At 69.1% G+C, this 16,964-nt stretch carries 14 protein-coding genes; 7 read left to right on the forward strand and 7 right to left on the reverse strand.

The features are described from left to right. The first annotated feature begins 88 nt into the window (after window positions 1-88). From ACQPYY_RS25645 to ACQPYY_RS25660, 4 genes are all read left to right on the forward strand, one after another. Window positions 89-3,496 (forward strand): AfsR/SARP family transcriptional regulator, encoded by a 3,408-nt coding sequence (locus tag ACQPYY_RS25645; RefSeq protein ID WP_433591286.1) that lies wholly within the window; start codon window positions 89-91, stop codon window positions 3,494-3,496. A gap of 177 nt (window positions 3,497-3,673) precedes the next feature. Further along, on the forward strand, window positions 3,674-4,054 hold the full coding sequence (locus tag ACQPYY_RS25650; RefSeq protein WP_379094860.1) for a nuclear transport factor 2 family protein: 381 nt from the start codon (window positions 3,674-3,676) through the stop codon (window positions 4,052-4,054). Between the two features lie 2 nt (window positions 4,055-4,056). Next, window positions 4,057-6,147, forward strand: a complete 2,091-nt coding sequence (locus ACQPYY_RS25655; RefSeq protein WP_433591287.1) for an MMPL family transporter — start codon at window positions 4,057-4,059, stop codon at window positions 6,145-6,147. A gap of 77 nt (window positions 6,148-6,224) precedes the next feature. After that, window positions 6,225-7,676, forward strand: a complete 1,452-nt coding sequence (locus tag ACQPYY_RS25660; RefSeq protein WP_433591288.1) for a DUF222 domain-containing protein — start codon at window positions 6,225-6,227, stop codon at window positions 7,674-7,676. A 305-nt stretch (window positions 7,677-7,981) separates the two neighbouring features. Here ACQPYY_RS25660 and ACQPYY_RS25665 read toward each other — a convergent pair whose 3' ends face one another. Both ACQPYY_RS25665 and ACQPYY_RS25670 read right to left on the reverse strand, forming a co-directional pair. Further along, complete coding sequence (locus tag ACQPYY_RS25665) at window positions 7,982-9,061, reverse strand: acyl-CoA dehydrogenase family protein (protein ID WP_433591289.1); 1,080 nt, start codon at window positions 9,059-9,061, stop codon at window positions 7,982-7,984. Window positions 9,062-9,070: 9 nt separating this feature from the next. After that, on the reverse strand, window positions 9,071-10,237 hold the full coding sequence (locus ACQPYY_RS25670; protein WP_379094849.1) for an acyl-CoA dehydrogenase family protein: 1,167 nt from the start codon (window positions 10,235-10,237) through the stop codon (window positions 9,071-9,073). A gap of 119 nt (window positions 10,238-10,356) precedes the next feature. On the opposite strand from ACQPYY_RS25670, the gene ACQPYY_RS25675 reads away from it, so the two are divergent. After that, window positions 10,357-11,304 (forward strand): patatin-like phospholipase family protein, encoded by a 948-nt coding sequence (locus tag ACQPYY_RS25675; protein ID WP_379094846.1) that lies wholly within the window; start codon window positions 10,357-10,359, stop codon window positions 11,302-11,304. Then, window positions 11,301-11,885 carry a QsdR family transcriptional regulator gene (locus ACQPYY_RS25680; protein WP_379094844.1) on the forward strand — a complete coding sequence of 195 codons (585 nt, stop codon included), beginning with the start codon at window positions 11,301-11,303 and terminating at the stop codon, window positions 11,883-11,885. The genes ACQPYY_RS25675 and ACQPYY_RS25680 overlap by 4 nt, the downstream gene beginning before the upstream one ends. A 1-nt stretch (window position 11,886) precedes the next feature. On the opposite strand, the gene ACQPYY_RS25685 is transcribed toward ACQPYY_RS25680, so the two are convergent. The 4 genes from ACQPYY_RS25685 to ACQPYY_RS25700 form a co-directional block, all read right to left on the reverse strand. After that, window positions 11,887-13,041, reverse strand: a complete 1,155-nt coding sequence (locus ACQPYY_RS25685) for an alkaline phosphatase family protein (protein WP_433591290.1) — start codon at window positions 13,039-13,041, stop codon at window positions 11,887-11,889. A 61-nt stretch (window positions 13,042-13,102) separates the two neighbouring features. Continuing rightward, window positions 13,103-13,564, reverse strand: a complete 462-nt coding sequence (locus tag ACQPYY_RS25690) for a hypothetical protein (RefSeq protein WP_379094838.1) — start codon at window positions 13,562-13,564, stop codon at window positions 13,103-13,105. A gap of 82 nt (window positions 13,565-13,646) precedes the next feature. Beyond that, window positions 13,647-13,958, reverse strand: coding sequence for a hypothetical protein (locus ACQPYY_RS25695; protein ID WP_433591291.1), 312 nt, complete (start codon window positions 13,956-13,958; stop codon window positions 13,647-13,649). 89 nt (window positions 13,959-14,047) lie between these two features. Then, window positions 14,048-14,689, reverse strand: a complete 642-nt coding sequence (locus ACQPYY_RS25700; protein ID WP_379094835.1) for a TetR/AcrR family transcriptional regulator — start codon at window positions 14,687-14,689, stop codon at window positions 14,048-14,050. Window positions 14,690-14,798: 109 nt separating this feature from the next. Between ACQPYY_RS25700 and ACQPYY_RS25705 the strand changes: the two genes are divergently transcribed. Continuing rightward, a complete protein-coding gene (locus tag ACQPYY_RS25705; RefSeq protein ID WP_433591292.1) occupies window positions 14,799-15,515 on the forward strand; it encodes an SDR family NAD(P)-dependent oxidoreductase in 717 nt (238 codons plus the stop codon). Window positions 15,516-15,533: 18 nt separating this feature from the next. On the opposite strand, the gene ACQPYY_RS25710 is transcribed toward ACQPYY_RS25705, so the two are convergent. Further along, window positions 15,534-16,856 carry a serine hydrolase domain-containing protein gene (locus ACQPYY_RS25710; protein WP_433591293.1) on the reverse strand — a complete coding sequence of 441 codons (1,323 nt, stop codon included), beginning with the start codon at window positions 16,854-16,856 and terminating at the stop codon, window positions 15,534-15,536. Between the last annotated feature and the right edge of the window lie 108 nt (window positions 16,857-16,964).

Below are 16,964 nucleotides of genomic sequence, written 5' to 3' on the forward strand. Positions count from 1 at the left end.
CCACACCGCTACCGGCGCACGCCACCGGACCGCTCGGGGGGTCGAGCGAATATCCGAGCCGATCGTGCCGCCGTGCCACACTCGCGGAGTGAGAATCGCCATCCTGGGCCCGCTGGAAGTAGCGAACGACGCCCGGCCCGTTCCCGTCCCGGGAACCCGCCTGCGCGCCCTGCTGATTCGCCTCGCCCTGGACCCCGGCCGCCCGGTGCGCGTCCCCACCCTGATCGACGACCTGTGGCCCGAAGCCGCGCCCAAACGCCCCGAACACGCACTGCAAGAGCTGGTTTCCCGCCTCCGCCGCACCCTCCCCGCCAGCGTCCCGCTCCACGCGGCCGCGGGCGGCTATCTCCTCGGCATCGCCGCCCTCTCGGTCGACGCCCACCGCTTCGAGCGCCTCGTCCGCGGTGGCATCCTGCGCCTCGACGGCGGCGACCGCACCGCCGCCATCAACCAACTGCGCGAAGCCCTCTCCCTGTGGCGCGGCCCCGCCCTCGCCGACGTATCGGTCCTGCCCTTCGCCGCCGCAGCCGCCACCCACCTCGACGAACTCCGCCTGACCGCCACCGAATCGGCCCTGGCCGCCGAACTGTCCACCCGCCCCGGCGATCCCCTCCTCATCACCGAACTGACCGGCCTCCTCACCGCCCACCCCCTCCGAGAACGCCCCCGTCTGCTCCACATTCAGGCTCTCCACGCCGCGAGCCGCACCCCCGAAGCCCTGAGTTCCTACGCCCACTACCGCACCCTGCTGGCCACCGAACTCGGCCTGGACCCCAGCCCGGAACTCGCGGACCTGCACCTGAAGCTCCTGCGAGGCGGGCCCCCGACCGGCCCCGCGGCGGCGAGGCCCGAACCGGCCACGACCGCTCCGGGTTCCACGCAGCAGCTGCCGGAGCCGACACCGGCGTACAGAGATTCGGCGATGAAGGCGACCGCCGCCACAAGTCCGGCTGCGCGGCTCCGGATTCCGCTGACGAGCTTCGTCGGGCGCGAACACGACCTGACGGAGGTGGTGAAACGGGTCGGAGCCTCGCGGCTGGTCACGTTGGTGGGGCCGGGCGGCGCGGGCAAGACGCGACTGGCCGTGGCCGTGGCCGGAGAACTGGGCGGGCACATCGCGGGCGGACCGGTCCCGGGCGAGGCGGGCCGAGCGGACGAAGGCACGACGAGCAGCCGAGGCGAAAGCACGGCACACGGCCGAGGCGACAGCACGGCGGGCGGAGGGTTCGCGGGTGGTGTGGGGTTCGCGGAATTGGCGGCGGTGAGTGATTCCTCGGATCTCCCGCGGGCTGTGGCCGGGGCGCTGGGGGTGGCGTTGTCGCGGACGGTGGAGCCTTCGGGGGCGGATCCGGTGGGATTGCTGGCGGAGGCGCTGCCGACCGCGCCGATGCTGCTGGTGCTGGACAACTGCGAGCACCTCGTCGATGAGGTTGCCCTGTTCGTGGCGGAGCTGCTCGGGCGGGTGCCGGAGCTGCGGGTCCTCGCGACGAGCCGTCAACCGCTGGGGATCGGCGGGGAAACGCTGTGGGAGACCGCGCCGCTAGCGGTACCGCCACCCGATTCGGCTGATATCGAGGGTTTCCCGTCGGTTCGACTGTTCCTGGATCGCGCTGCGGCGGTCCGCGCCGACCTCGCACCGACCGATAGCGTACTCGAGACTGTCGCCGAGATCTGCCGTCACCTGGACGGATTGCCGTTGGCCTTGGAGCTCGCGGCCGCGAAGCTGCGGGTCATGCCACTGCCGGTGCTGCGTGCACGGCTGGATGATCGTTTCGCCGTGCTGGCGGGCGGGAGCCGCACCGCGCTCCCCCGTCACCGCACGCTGCGGGCGGTATTGGATTGGGACTGGGAGCTTCTCATCGAGGCGGAGCGCACCGCCCTCGCGCGCCTGTCGGTCTTTCCCGCACCGTTCACCCCCGCTGCTGCCGAGGGTCTCGGTGTGGCGTGCGCCGAACTCGAAGCGCTGCTGGACAAATCACTGGTGCAGCTCGTCGACGTCCTGGTCGCCGAACCCGCCCTGCCCACACCGCAGCCGCGCTACCGCATGCTCGAGTCGGTCCGCGCCTACGGTCGCGAGCACCTCACGGCCCGAGGTGAACTGGACTCGACCAGATCCGCCCATGCGGCCTACCACCTGGCTCTCGCCGAAGCCGCCCATCCGTATCTACGAGGCCATGCCCAACTCCCCTGGCTCCGGCTCCTCGATGCCCACCATGATCACCTGATCGGAGCCCTGCGCTTCGCCCAGGAGTCCGCGGACACCGACACCGCGGCCCGCCTGGGCTCGGCGCTCGGCATGTACTGGGCCCTCCACGCCAGTCACACGGACGCGGTCCGGCTCCTGCGCCCAATCCTCGAACTCCCGACGGCCCACCCTCATCCCCCGCTGGCGGCCGCGTTCGCCCTGCATTCCATGCTCGCCGCCCAGGCCACCGAACTCACCGCGGCCGCCGACCACATCCGCCGCTGGACGGGCGCGACGGAATCGGCTTCCGGTTCAGCCGCTTCGGCGACAGCGGACGGGGCAGCGGAATTGGCTTGGGCGCTGGTGGAGTTGGCGTCCGAACGAGTCGATGTGGGGCTCGGGGTGGTGGAGCCGTGGCTGGGGCATCCCGATGCGTGGACTCGGGGGATGTTCTGGTTGGTGCGGTCGTTCCTGCACGCGAACGAGTCCGGAGTGGCGCGGCTGGAGGCGGATCTGCGGATGGCGGCGGGGTGTTTCGAGGAGGCCGGGGAGCGGTGGGGCTGGTCCACCGCGTTGACGTATCTGGCGTTCGCGCGGGCGGCGCTCGGGGATTTCGACGGGGCCGAGGCGGCGATGGCGTCGGCGCTGGTCGCGGCGGAGGAGCTGGGCAGACCGGTCGCGTTGCGGGTGTGGCTGGTGATGATCCGCTTGCATTCGGGCGAGGTGGAGGCGGCCCGGGCCGATCTGACCGCGCTGGCCGAGGAGACCTTGCCGGCCGGGGACACCGTCATGACCCGGCTGCTCGCGGCGGATGTCGCTCGGTTCGATGGGGATCTCGCCGAGTCGGTGCGCTGTTTGCGGCGGGTGGAGTCCGATCTCGGGCGGGCGGTGCGCGAGGACCGGTCGTACCGGGCGATGTTCGGTCTGCGCATGGGCTTGCTGCGCGCGGCCGAGGGCAGTACCGCTGCGGCCGCCACCCATTGTTCGGATGCGTGGGCGAACGCCGTGGCCGTCCGCGACCTGCCCCTGGCCGCCGAGGTGGCCGTCGGCGTCGCACGGGTGTGCCTGGCGGCCGGGGCCGCGGCGGCGTCGGCCGAGGCTTTGGGCGCCGGGCACGCGTTGCGTGGCGCGCCGGATGCCCGCTATCCCGACATCGTGGCGCTCCGAACGGAATTGGCGGCCGTCCTCGGCAGCGATCAGGCGACTGCCGCTTACGAACGGGCCCGGGTTCTCCCACGCGACGGGGCACTCGCGGCGGTCGAAGCCAGTCTTCGGACGGCGAGGGACAGCAGCTCGGACGACCGGGGTTGATGAGCAGCACGATCGAGCAGCCCGGCTCGTATGCAACACGACGGACGTTGGGTCGTCCCTTCGGATGGGCCAGACGCGCCACGACACGCCTGGGCTATCGGCACACGTGAGCGCCGCGTGAATGCGTGTGAGCGCGATGTGAACTCGCTGTGAGCGCCGCCCCGCAGTGTGGGTCGTATGCGAAACGACTCCGATCTGCACGAGTTCCTCACCACCTATCCCCACGACATGGCGTTCAGCCCCGATGACCCGTCCACCGTGGTCGACCGCTGGTTCGCCCCCGACGTCGACTACCGCAACGACGGCCTCCACCTGAACCGTCAGTCCTTGATAGCCCACGCCCGCCCGGCTCGCAGGAACGCCGAATCCGTCCGGGTCCGCATCCATCGAGCCTTGCTGTCGGGTGACAGCATCGCGGCCCACTACACAATGTTCGCGACCCTCCGCACGACCGGCCCGACCGCCACCGAAGTGTGCATGATCGGCCGCCTGTCCCCGGACGGACGCATCGAGCGGATCGATCAGCTCACCCGCTCCGTGCCGGTGGAGGGCGAGTAACCGTGAGGTCCTCGCTATCCGCGCCGATCGTGCGGCGAATCGCTGTGGCCGCCATCGTCTTCTGGGTGGCCGTGCTCGTCGCCACCGGTGGTCTGGCGGGCAAGCTCGCCGGGGCCGAGAAGAACGACGCCACGACGTGGCTGCCGAAGAGTGCGGAGTCGACGAAGGTCTCCGAGCTGACCGGGAAGTTCATCGGGTCCGATGTGTATCCGGCGGTGGTCGTCTACGAGCGCGGCGACGCGGTGTCGAGCGCCACCGCGCGGGCGCGCGCGGAGTCGGACTCGCAGCGGTTCGCGACGCTGCCGCAGGTGCACGGCCCGGTCCCGGAGCCCGTGGAGTCCGAGGACGGCAAGGCGATCCAAGTCGTGGTCCCGATCTCGGTGGGCGTCAAGGGGGTCACGGACGCGCTGCCGACGGTGCGATCGATCCGCGACATCGTCTCCGATGCGGGCATGAGCGTGCACGTCACCGGGCCGGCGGGTTATGGGGCCGATTCGGCGGACGCGTTCTCCGCGGTGAACTCGACACTGTTGTACGTGACCATCGCGATCGTCATAGCGATCTTGCTGGTCACCTACCGCAGTCCGGTGCTGTGGCTGCTGCCGCTGGTGTGCGTGGGCGTGGCCCTGACCGTCGCGCAGGGGCTGATCTACCTCCTGGCGGCGCACGCGGGCCTGACGGTCAACAGTGACACGGAATTCCTGCTGACCGTCCTGGTCTTCGGCGCGGGCACGGACTACGCACTGCTGCTCACGGCCCGCTATCGAGAGGAGTTGCGGCGCACGGAGAATCGTCACGCGGCCATGGCCACGGCCATCCGCCGCGCCGGACCCGCGATCGCCGCGAGCGCGATCACCGTCGCGCTGAGCCTGTTGTGCCTGGTCGTGGCCGACCTGAACTCGACCAAGAGCCTGGGCCCGGTGATGGCGACGGGCGTCCTGGTCAGCTTCGCGGTGCTCACCACCCTGTATCCGGCTCTGCTCGTGCTGTGCGGCAGGTGGATATTCTGGCCCGCCGCACCGCGATTCGGCGATCCCGAACCGGCCGGAAGCCGCCGAGGGAGTCGCCTCGAACGCTTGATTACCTCCCGTCCGCGCAGGGTCTGGCAGGTCACCGCGGCCGTGCTGGCGTTCCTCTCCCTGGGGTTGTTCGGTTTGCACGCGTCCGGACTGCGGGCGCAGGACACCTTCCGAAACCGCCCTGATGCCGTGGTCGGCGAGCAGGTTCTCCTCGAGCATTTCCCGGGCGGATCCGGTGACCCGCTGCAGATCATCGGACCGGCGTCGGACGCGGATCGCCTGCGGGACTCGGCTTCGGGGGTTCCCGGTGTGGTGTCGGTGTCGACTCCCGTGCGCGCGGGCGGTCTCGCGTACTTGGAGGCGACGACGGCCGATGTCACCGGTAGCGCTGCGGCGTTCGCAACCGTCGAACGTCTCCGCTCGGTGGTGCGTTCGGTGCCCGACGCCATGGTTGGAGGCAGCAGCGCCATCGCGCTCGATACTCAGAAGTCCGCCCGCCACGACCGTAATACGGTTGTGCCACTGGTGTTGTTCGTCGTCTTGGCGATCATGGCGCTACTGCTTCGAGCCTTGGTCGCTCCCGCGGTGGTTCTGGCTACTGTCGTCCTTTCTCTCGCGGCAGCTCTCGGCGTCAGCGCGCTGGTGTTCGACAAGGTGCTCGGCTTCGCGGGCGCGGACCCATCGTTCCCGCTGTGGGCCTTCGTGTTTCTGATCAGCCTGGGGATCGACTACAGCATCTTCCTCATGGCCAGGATCCGCGAGGAGACAGCGAACCATGACACCGCTACGGCAACGGCGATCGCGGTGCGCACCACCAGCGGAACGATCACGGCGGCGGGTGTTGTGCTGGCGGGGACGTTCGCGGCATTGCTCACGCTGCCTTTGGTTTTCGCGGCGGAGATCGGGTTCGCGGTCGCGTTTGGAGTGCTGCTGGATACGTTTCTGGTGCGGACCGTGCTTGTACCAGCGCTCGCGATCGATCTGGGTGAGCGCATGTGGTGGCCACGACGCACCCGACTCGATTCCCGAGAGGAAGGCGCGATTCCCGATCCGATTGTGACGCAAACTATTTAATTCGTGCAATCTGAAAAGGCTTGGACTCCTTTGTATTTCAGGCAACATAGATAATCATGCGGGCGTAAAATGGAGGCATGGATTCGAATGGGGTGACACTCGACGACTGCGGCATCGCTGAACTGGCGGCCGCGGTCTCGACCCTGACCGAATCCTTGCAGAACGGGAAGATGGTGGAGTTCTCCGACGAGGATGTTGTGTCGTTGATGCGGCAGCTCGAAACCTGCAAGCGTCAGCTCGCCGCTCTGGATACCCGTCTGATCATCGAAGCCGGGGAGCGGTCGCTGCATTCGCGCAGTGGCGCGGGGAAGATGGTGCCGTTTCTGCGCCACACCCTCGGGCTGTCACGCTATGACGCGTCGGTGCGGGTGAAGGTCACTCACCACTGCGGCGAATTCGTCCAGCAGACGGGCCATGTCGCGCCGCCGGTACTGCCGGTGACCGCCGAAGCGTTCGCGGCCGGTGTCATTTCGCGGGATCACGTGCGTCACATCATGGATGTGATGAACCACCTCCCTCTCGATGTGCCTGCCGAGGCGCGGGCGGAAGCCGAACAGATTTTGGTGGACTACTCCCGTCATGGGTGGCCCGATGATCTGTTGAAGATCGGCCGTGACATCCTCGCCCGCCTCGATCCCGACGGGAAAGTGGTGTCGGACGCTGACCGTCGCCGCCGTCGCGGGATCACGTTGTGCCGCCCCGGGGTGGACGGGATGACGCGAATCGAAGGGTGGATCACGCCAGAACTGCGTGCGTGCCTGGATGCGGTGTTCGCGAAGCTGGCGCGGCCGGGGATGTGCAATGTCGAGGATCCGGAAAGCCCGTCGGCCACTGGTGGGTTCATCGCCGACAGTGTTCTTGATGCTGCCGCGCGTCGTGATCGTCGTGATGCCGGGCAGCGGACTCATGACGCGTTGCTGGCGTTGGTGCAGCCGGGTGTGAACATGCGGACCCTGGGCATGCACCGTGGGCTGCCGGTCGAGGTCGTGCTGACCATGAGCTTGTCCGACCTGGAGAACGGCACCGGGGTTGCCACCACCGCGTCGGGCATCCAGATCTCGGTCAACGAGGCGCTGAAGATGGCCGAGGGCACCCGGCCGGTGATCGCGGTCCTCGATGGTGATGGGATGCCGCTCTACCTGCGCCGCTCCCGCCGCACCGCCAACCGCGCCCAACGCCTCGCACTCCTCGCCCGCGACAAGGGATGCACTCGACCGGGGTGTGAACAACCCGCCAACATGTGCGCCGCCCACCACATCACCGACTGGGCCAAAAACGGACCCACCGACATCACCAACCTGACCCTGGCGTGCGACCACTGCCACGCGCTGGTCAACGACGGCCCTGATGGCTGGAAAACCGTTGTGATGGGTAAAGATTCGCTTTACCCCGGCCGGACAGGGTGGATCGCACCGAAGAGTCTTGATCCCACCGGCACCCCACGCGTCAACGATCGTCATCACGTAGGGCAGGCGATCGCCGCTGCCGTCGATTCCAGTTGCCGAACGTGGCGCTCACGGGCAGCGTGACACCCGGCTGCTCATGTCGCACCGGCGTGCGCAAAGCTACGCGGAGTGTGGTCACCTCGCCTGCCCTGCCGGACTGGGGCTGACGCCGGGCTGAGATCCGTATCCCGCCGATCCCAGCCCACGGACCGCACGCATCACCTTGTCGAGCCCGAACCCCAACCCCTAACCCCTCTTGCTCCGGGATGCTGCGCGGCCGAGCCGTGAGGGGGCTGGTAGGTGAGGGTGCCTCGCAAGCTCGGCCACCCTCTCTTCCTTCTCCAGGCGTCTTTATCTTTTGGTCTCTTGATCTTCGGTCTTCTCTGCCCTCAGATCTCGACCATCTGATAGTCGGCCACATGACTGCCGAGGTACCGCAAGTGGTCGGTGCAGTCCCCCAGCGTGTGCTCGATGGCGTTCAACCGCGCGGTGAAGTGCCCAACCGGATACTCGTCGGTCATACCGATCCCTCCGTGCATCTGAATCGCCTCCTGCCCGATGTGCCTGGCCGACCGCCCGATTCGCAACTTGGCACGGGATACGACCATCGGATCGATAACCCCGTCGGCCAGCGACATGGACGCGTACATGCTCATCCCCCGCGCCAGCTCCAGCGACACGTACATGTCGGCAGCACGCTGGGTCAGCGTCTGGAACGTACGCAGCGCCACACCGAACTGCTTGCGAGTCTTCAGGTATTCGGCCGTCAGCCGCAGTGACTCTTCCATCGCCCCGATCGCTTCGGCACACAACGCGGCCTGGGCGGCGGCGATGGCGGCACCGATGGCATCGGAGGCATCGGCCACGTCGCCGAGCGGCTCCGCGGAAGCTCCGTCGAATTCGATGTCCGCGCCATGCCGTCCGTCGTGGGTGGTGTACGGCCGCAGACGCACACCCGGATCGGAGGGCTTGACCAGGAAAAGCCCGACGCCGTCCGCGTGGGCAGCACTGACGATCAGAACGTCCGCCTGGTCACCGTGAGAAACGGGGTGCTTGCGTCCGGTGATGCGCCACTCGTCGCCATCGGGAACGGCCTGAGTGTCGGTGTCGGTGGCAGGCCAGCGCAGACCCGGCTCACCGTGGGCGAAAGCGAGTTTCAGCTGTCCTTCGGCGACGCGCGGCAGCAGATCCTTGCGCTGGACGTCGCGGCCGACGGCCGAGATGAGCGCACCGGGCAGTAGCGCGCAGTCCAGGATCGGTTCGGTGGCCAGGGCGCGCCCGATCTCGGTCATGACCAGCATGGCTTCGATGGGTCCGGCGCCCGTGCCGCCGTCTGCCTCATCGAAGGTGAGTCCGAGCAGCCCGATGTCGGCGAAGGTGGCCCATCGTTTGGTGTCGCGGCCGCGGGCGAGCAGGTCCCGCACGGTGTCGCGCAGCATTTCCTGTTCGGGGGTGAGATCGAAATCCATGGTGCTGCCTCACAGTCCGAGGATCGTCGAGGCGATGATGCCGCGCTGCACCTCGTTGGATCCTCCGTAGATCGATGTCTTGCGATAGTTCAGGTAGGTGGCGGTGCTGCGGCGCGCCCAGTCGGCGTTCGACTCGTCCTCGCGGGCAATCGAATCCGGGCCGGCGATGTCGACCAGGAGTTCGGTGACGGCCTGCTGGAGCTCGGTGCCGCGCAGTTTGAGGATCGACGACACCGGGTTGGGTTTGCCGTCGGCGGATCCGGCGGCGACCCGTAGTTGCACGAGTTCCAATGCGAGCAGCTCGTTTTCGAGTTCGGCGAGGCGGGTCGCGAACAGCGGATCGTCGAGCAGGGTGCGGTCGCCGAGGCGGGTCTGCTTGGCGTGTTCCTTGGCGAGCCACAGCCGCACCTTGGTCTGGCCGACGGCGGCGATGCCGGTGCGTTCGTTGCCGAGCAGGAATTTGGCGTAGGTCCAGCCCTGGTTCTCGGCGCCGACGAGCTGGTCGGCGGGCACCCGGACGTTCTCCAGGAACACCTCGTTGACCTCGTGGCCGCCGTCGATGAGCTTGATGGGCCGCACGGTCACGCCCGGGGTGTCGAGCGGGAACAGGAACATGGAGATGCCCGCCTGCTTCTTGGGGGCGTCGGGATCGGTGCGGGCCAGGCAGAAGATCCAGTCGGCGAACTGCGCGCCGGTGGTCCAGGTCTTCTGGCCGTTGATCACGTAGCTGTCGCCGTCGCGGACGGCGACGGTGCGCAGGGAGGCGAGGTCGGAGCCGGCTTCGGGTTCGGAAAAGCCTTGGCACCACCAGATGTCGAGGTTGGCGGTGGCGGGCAGGAAGCGCGCCTTGAGTTCCTCGGAGCCGAAGTGCGCGATGACCGGCCCGATCATATTGGTGTTGAAGGTGAGCGGTTCCGGCACCGACGCGAGCTGCATCTCCTCGTGCCACAGGTGCCGCTGGATCGGGGTCCAGTCCTTGCCGCCCCAGGCCACCGGCCAGTTCGGGGTGGCGAGCCCGTGCGCGTTGAGGATGCGCTGGCTGGTGACGAGGTCGTCCTTGGACAGTTCCTGTCCGTGCCGATGCCGGTTGCGGATGTCGGCCGGGATTTCGCTCCGATAGAACGCGCGCAGCTCGTCGCGGAAGGCGAGCTCGTCGTCGGTGAGCGCTAGTTGCATGCGTTGACCTCCAGTTTCGTGGTTACCCACGCCATCGCCGGAAATGATACACAGACATAGCCGTGTCTCAAATAGGGTCGTATACTCGACACGCCCCCGGCCCCTCGAAAGGAGCACCTTTGTCCGACCACGACCTCGGCGTCGGCGAACTCATCGCGCGCCGGCATCGCGAGGACAGCGCCCCCGGTCGCCGCACCGATCGCCATCGTCTCGCCCTCGTCATCGAGGGCGGCTCCTCGCGTGGCGCCTACTCGCACGGAATGGCCATGGCCATCGAGGAATTGGGCGTGCTGTCCTGCTTCGACGCGGTGTACGGGGCTTCGGCGGGCGCGTTGAACGCGGCCTGGCTGCTGTGCGGGCGGGCGGTGGATTCGCGGCGGGCCTGGAATCCCGAGGTGATCAACCGCGTCATCAGTCCGGCGCGGGCGCTGCGCGGCGGCAAGGTGGTGGACACCGACTACCTGGTGCACACCGTGTACGAGCGGATCGTGCCCATGGATTTCCCGGCGATCCTGGCCAATGCCATCACCTTCCATCCGATCGCCACCGACGCCGATACCGGCGCGGCCGTCGACCTGCACCCGGAGCTGAGCGATGTGCGCTCGGTGCAGACGGCGCTGCGGGCCTCGACCTGCCTGCCGATCCTGGCGGGGCGGCCGGTGCGGATCGGGGCGCGGCGGTTCGTGGACGCGGGGCTGTCGGAATCCGTGCCGGTGCGAACGGCATTGGCGCAGGGCGCTACCCGGGTGCTGGTGCTGCGCACGCGCCGGGACGACGAGGCCGTGCGGCCCCCGTCGACGGTGGAGTCGCGGGTGGTGGCGCGCTTCCTGTCGCGGCACGCGCCCGGGACCGTCGAGCCCTGGCTCGCGCGGGTCGAGCGACATCACAGCGACGAGCGCGATTTCGCCTCCGACCCGGCCGTGCTGCAGATCCGCCCGCCGCGCGACGCACCCGCTATCGGCCGCGTCGATCGTGACCCCGAGGTGCTGCGGACGGCTCTCATCCTGGGACGCGCGGCGACCGCGCGCACGCTGTCGGAGTTCCTGGCTCCTAAGCTGTCCGCGTGACACGAGCGGAGGGAACGAGAGCGCCGGGCCGACCGGCGTCGGCGAGCCGGGACGATGTGCTCGAGGCGTCCATCGCCGTGTTCCTGGCGGGAAAGCGGCTGGACGTCAATGCCATTGCCGCGCAGCTCGGGGTGGGGCGGGCGAGCATCTACCGCTGGTTCGGCTCCCGCGACGGCCTGCTCGGCGCGGCCGTGGCGCGGCAGCTGGAGAAGGTGGTCGCCCTGGCCGACCGCCGCACCCGCGGCACCGGTGGGGAGCGGCTCGCCGCGGTGCTGGACCGGACCATCGACCTGCTGGTCGCCAACGACGCGCTGCGCGCCTACTTCGACAACGAGTCCACCGCCGCCCTGCGCCTGATCACGCGCGGTGACGGGACGGTGCACCAGACCGCGGTGAGCATCGTCGAGCGGCACATCGAGCGCGCGCGATCGGAGGGCTACCAGCCGCCGATCGAGCCGGACACCCTCGCCTATGCCCTGGTCCGGTTGTGGGAGGCGTTCCTCTACAACGATGCCGTGGCCGGCTTCCGCGGTGACGTGGACCGCCTGCGCAAGGTCCAGAACGCGCTGCTGCGAACCTGATTCAGCGGTTCGCGATCAGCGGGACGAGCTGTTCGGCGGAGGTGCGGGCCCCGTGGTGGCCCAGCAGCGCGGATTCCAGGGGTTCGAGGGCGGGGCGGATCAGCGCGGCTCGATTCTCGGCCACGGCGATGAGATCGCCGATGCGATGGGCGATCACGGGTGTCGGCGGGGTCGGCCCGAACCAGTGCTCGTCGAGGGCTTGTTCGCGGGAGACGACGGTGGCGTGCGGCGCGAGTTCCCCGGTCCAGGCCGCGCGGACATCGGCGACGGCGTCGGGGTGGTCGAGATAGACGTGACGCACCCGCGCCTCGCCGCCGATCAGGCGGACGCCCCGGTGCAGGGCGGGGAGCGCGTCGAGGTCGATGGCGTTGTCCACGTGGACCATTCCGTGGTCGCCGGTGATCAGCAGCGTGCAGCTGGACGGCAGGTCCGCGAGCAGGTCGGCCACCGCGGCGTCGATCTCCGCGAGTACCGCCAGCCACTGCGGCGATTCGGGGCCGTACAGGTGCCCGTTGGCGTCGAGGTCGGCGAAGTAGGCGTAAGCGAACCGCGACGCCGTCCCCGAATGCTGTGCGACAGCGAGGATTCCGGCGCGCAGATCATCGAGGTTCGAGGCCGGGTGCAGGGTGCCCGGGGCGCGGAAGGCGGCGCGGGTCAGTCCCGAGGCGCGCTGGTAGCCGGGGATCACGTAGTGCGGTTCGATCCCGTGGGCGGCCAGGTCCTCGAGGCGACTGGCCTGCGGCTGCACCGATTCCGGCGGGTAGGCCTCGACGGCGGTGTCGCCGGTGGCGCTGTCGAGGGTCCAGCGCAGCGAGTTCAGCAGCCGCACCCCGTCGCCCTCGGGCAGCGCGAAGCTGTAACCGATGATGCCGTGGGTGGCGCAGGGCGCGCCGAGCGCGAGGCTGGTCAGGCTGGTCGACGTGGTGGCCGGAAAGCCCGCGGTGAGCGTGGTGCGGACGTGTGCGGCGAGGGTGGGCGCGAGGTCGCGGTGTCGGCCCAGCAGCTCCGCGCCGAGGCCGTCGATGAGCAGGACCACGACGTCCCGATTGGGCGCGATGGCCAGGGGATTGGGCTGGTCGAGTCCGAAGGAGGCGGCGACGGAGGGCAGGATGTCGGCGAGCGTGTGCGGACTGGACCCCGCGGGTGTACCGGGCATGGCCCGACTCTATTGATTGCGCGGCCACCGTTCAGGTCGCTCGCCCGGAAAAGCCGCGAGTTCAGAATCCCGGCGGCGGGGGCAGGCGGCGTTCGCGCGGGACGAGCAGGAGCAGCAGCGACAGCAGTAGTCCCCCGGCGACGAGGTACAGCCCCCAGGTGCCGGAGAGCAGGTGCCGGTAGTCGGTGCGGAGTTCGTGGTCGAAGCGCTGGTCGAGCCGCCAGCCCAGGACGCCGAGTCCAGCCAGTCCGGCCAAAACGCCGATCCAGCCCACGATGCGGGACCCGGTCAGCGCGGCCACCAGCACCACCGCCGCGACCGCGAGCAGCCCGATGGCCAGTGAGGTGACGAAGCTCCCCGACTGCGCCCCGATCTGCCCCAGGGTCCGGCCTTGCTCGAAGCCGTTCCGCAGGTCGGTGAACTGAACATTCCGCGCGTCGACCGTGCCGACGAGCGGACCGAAGACCCCGGCCGCCACCGCGATGGCGGCGGCGAACAGCAGTAGGTGAACGAAAGTGCGCATACTCCACGGTATTGCGTGGACGGTCCCCCGGCACGCGATCGAACCTTACGGTCCGACACACACCGGAGGACCGGCGGATGAATCAGGCGCGACGATCCACCGCGGCCCACGCGGCCACGGCGACCACGCTCGACACCACGGCCACCGACGGCCACGCGCCGATCTTCTTGGCCAGCGGGTGCGAGGCGCCCATCGCGCCGATGGCGAGCCCGGTCAGCGCGGCCGCGCCACCGGCGCCGACGGTCTTGCGCCACCGCGGGAACGCGGCCGCCGTGCCCGCCGCGAACACCGCACCGCCGAGCTGACGCTTCTTGGTGGCCTGGGCGAGCGCGAAGCCGCCGGTGAGTCCACCGGCCGCGAGCAGCGACGTCGGTACCGCGGGAATCCCAGCCATTTCACTACCTCCAACACGTGCGAACGAACGATCATCCTCGACGGTAACCGGAGCCGATTCCGCCGTTTCTTCGGGTCGGTGTTCGTCCCTCAATCGCGGTCCGGGTCCGCGAGCAGCGAGCGGTTCAACTGCTCCTCACTGATCGGCGGAACCGGTAGCGGGTGAGCGGCTTCCGCCCGCAGACCGTCCAGGATCAGCGCCAGATTGCGCCGCCACGCTTCGGGGGCGATGTCCGTGGTCTGCTCCACCACCCGCGTGTGCGACCAGGTGATGAACGCGATGTCCTCGAGCACCCAGTCCGCCCGCAGCGCCCCGGCATCCTGTGCGCGCGTGATGATTTCACGCATGACGGCGTGGCCCCGATCACGCTGGGCGGCGATCTCCGGACTGGGCGCGGCGCGTAATGCGAGCTCGTTGAGCAGGCGGTCGTGAGCCTGTAGTTCACAGATCTTCTCGACCAGGTACACGAACGAATCCCACGGATCATCCAAGGCGAGAGCGGCTTCCGCGATGCGACCGCCCGCCTCGATGCGGTCCTCGACCGCGGCCGCGATCAGATCGTCGCGCGCCGGGAAGCGGTTGTAGAGGGTGCCGATGGCCACGCCCGCGCGGGCGGCGATCTCCTTGAGGGGCGCGTCGAGCCCACGTTCGGCGAAAACCTCACGCGCCGCGGTCACCAGCGCGTCGCGATTGCGGCGGGCGTCGAGGCGGAGCGGTTTCTGGGCGGGCATCCGCCGATCCTACAAATCCGGGTCACGATTTATGTTGAGCATAGGTTCAACTTAGTGTTAGCGTCGGAGACGTAACTTGAACCACTGCTCAACTTATCTGGGAGCGAGCATGAGCAAGACCATCGCGATCTTCGGTTTCGGCCCCGGCCTCGGCATGGGCGTCGCGCGGCGCTTCGGGCGGGAGGGGTTCCGCGTCGCCGTGATCGGCCGCAGACCCGACAAGGCCGATCGGCACGTGGCCGACCTGAAAGCCGAGGGCATCGAGGCGCAGGCCTTCCCCGCCGACGTCACCGCCGCGGACCAGCTCGACGAGGCCATCGCGACCATTCGGCGGACCTTCGGCGACATCGATGTCGCACTGCACGGCGCGGCCGCCGGGATGACCGACCGCGCACCCTCCACCCGCGCCGTGGACCTCGCGGCCCTGCGCGTTCCCATGACCCTGAAGCTGCACTCGCCCATCCTGATGACCCGCGCCCTGCTGCCCGCCATGCTCGAGCGGGGCACCGGCGCCCTGTTGTTCTCCTCGGGCTCGCCCGCGCACGGCGTGCTGCCCTATCTGGCCAATTTCGGTGTGGCGCTGGCCGCGCAGCGGGCCTACGTGCTGCAACTGGCCGAGGAACTGCGCGGCACCGGCGTGCACGTCGGGTTGATGAACATCGGCGTGCTGATCGGCGACAGCGAGGCGGAGCGCATGGTCGACGAGCACCCCGAAGTGGTGCCGTCCGGCGTCAGCATCCCGCGCATGACCAATAGCGAACTGGGCGACCACTATTGGGACCTGTATACCGGCCGGGATCGAACCGAAGTGGAGATCGGCTTCTGAACCCATGCCCCCGACGGGTCAGCGGATGCCCGGGGTCGCGGGATCGGCCCCGGTGCAGCCGAGGATGAAACAGCCGGGGGGCCAGTCGCCGAAGGGCGGGTACAGGGGTTTGCCGAGGCATTCCAGCAGGCCGCACCCCGGGTACGCCATCGGGCCGAGGCCCAGGGCGGCGAGGGTAGCGTCGGGGTTCATGAACATGGGGTCGGTGATGCTGGCGTCCGGACGTTGGACGTAGGGGCCGGGGTCGGAGAGTGCGGGGGTGCGGAAGGCGGTGGTGAGGCCGCGCAGGACGTCGTGCGGAAAGCTCACCGCGCCACCGGGAACCGTGACGCCGGTCCAGCTGACGAGGAGGCCGAGGCTGGGGACGATGAAGTTGTCCTGGCGCATCATGCCGGCCATCTGGAGGGCGTCCTTGGGGAGGCCCGGGAACAGGTCCTCACAGTCGGGGCCGTTGACGGTGATCAGGAAGCCGTAGCAGGGGTTGACGCCGTTGGAGGTGGTGGCCTCGGCGAGGTAGGCGGTCGGGATCACCGGGCGGCCGTGCCATGTGCCGCGATTGACGAGCAGCAGGCCGAGCTTGGCGTAGTCGTCGGGCGGGAGCACCAGGTGGGCGTGCCCGTAGGTGTTGCCGCTGCGGTCCCGCGCCCACAGATAGTCGGAGTGCCGGATGCCCCAGGGATCGAACAGGTTTCGTTGCGCGTACGCCTGGAAGTCCTCGCCGACCGCCCGCTGGATCACGTACACGAGCAGGTCGACGGCGCGTTGACTGTACTGCCAGGTCTCCCCCTGCGGATGCAGGATGGGCATGGCGAGGGCCTGCGCGACCACGTTCGAGTCGAGCCGGGCCACCCCGGTGATGCCTTCGGAGGCGATGGCGATCTCCATGCCGGAGGTCTCGGTCAGCAGGCTGCGCACGGTGATCGCGCGATGTTCGGCGTCACCGAGCCCGGCGGGCAGGTAGTCGCCGATCGGATCGTCCACGCGCAGTAGGCCTTCGCCGACCGCGATACCCGCGACCATGGACACGACGCTCTTGGTGCCGCTCCACAGATTCCACGGGACGCCGCCCGCCCGCTGATTGGTGGGTCCGGCCGCGATCAGGCAGTTGTTGCGGAACACCTGCACGGTGAAGCGGGTCGGGTCGGAGGCGAAGTCGACCGCGCGCCGCAGCGCCTCCGAATCCAAGCCCACCTCTTCGGCGGTCGCGGTGTCGGGCTGCCTGCCGTCGCTGACGTCGCAGTGCCGCAGGCCGTCCGGCTCCGCCCCGGCGACGGGCGCCGCGAACGAGGTCAGGGCGGCCGCCATCATCACCGCCAGGATGCCTGTCAGGAAGCGCGCCACTCGATCCTCCGTACTCCGTTGAATCCGTCTGGCTCATCGGAGAATCGGCGGGCGCGATTAGCTCTTTCCGGCCCGTGACTTTCGGGGGCGCGGGTTTTCGGGGCAGCC

This window comes from Nocardia sp. CA-145437, from assembly GCF_050956485.1.
Lineage (GTDB): Bacteria > Actinomycetota > Actinomycetes > Mycobacteriales > Mycobacteriaceae > Nocardia.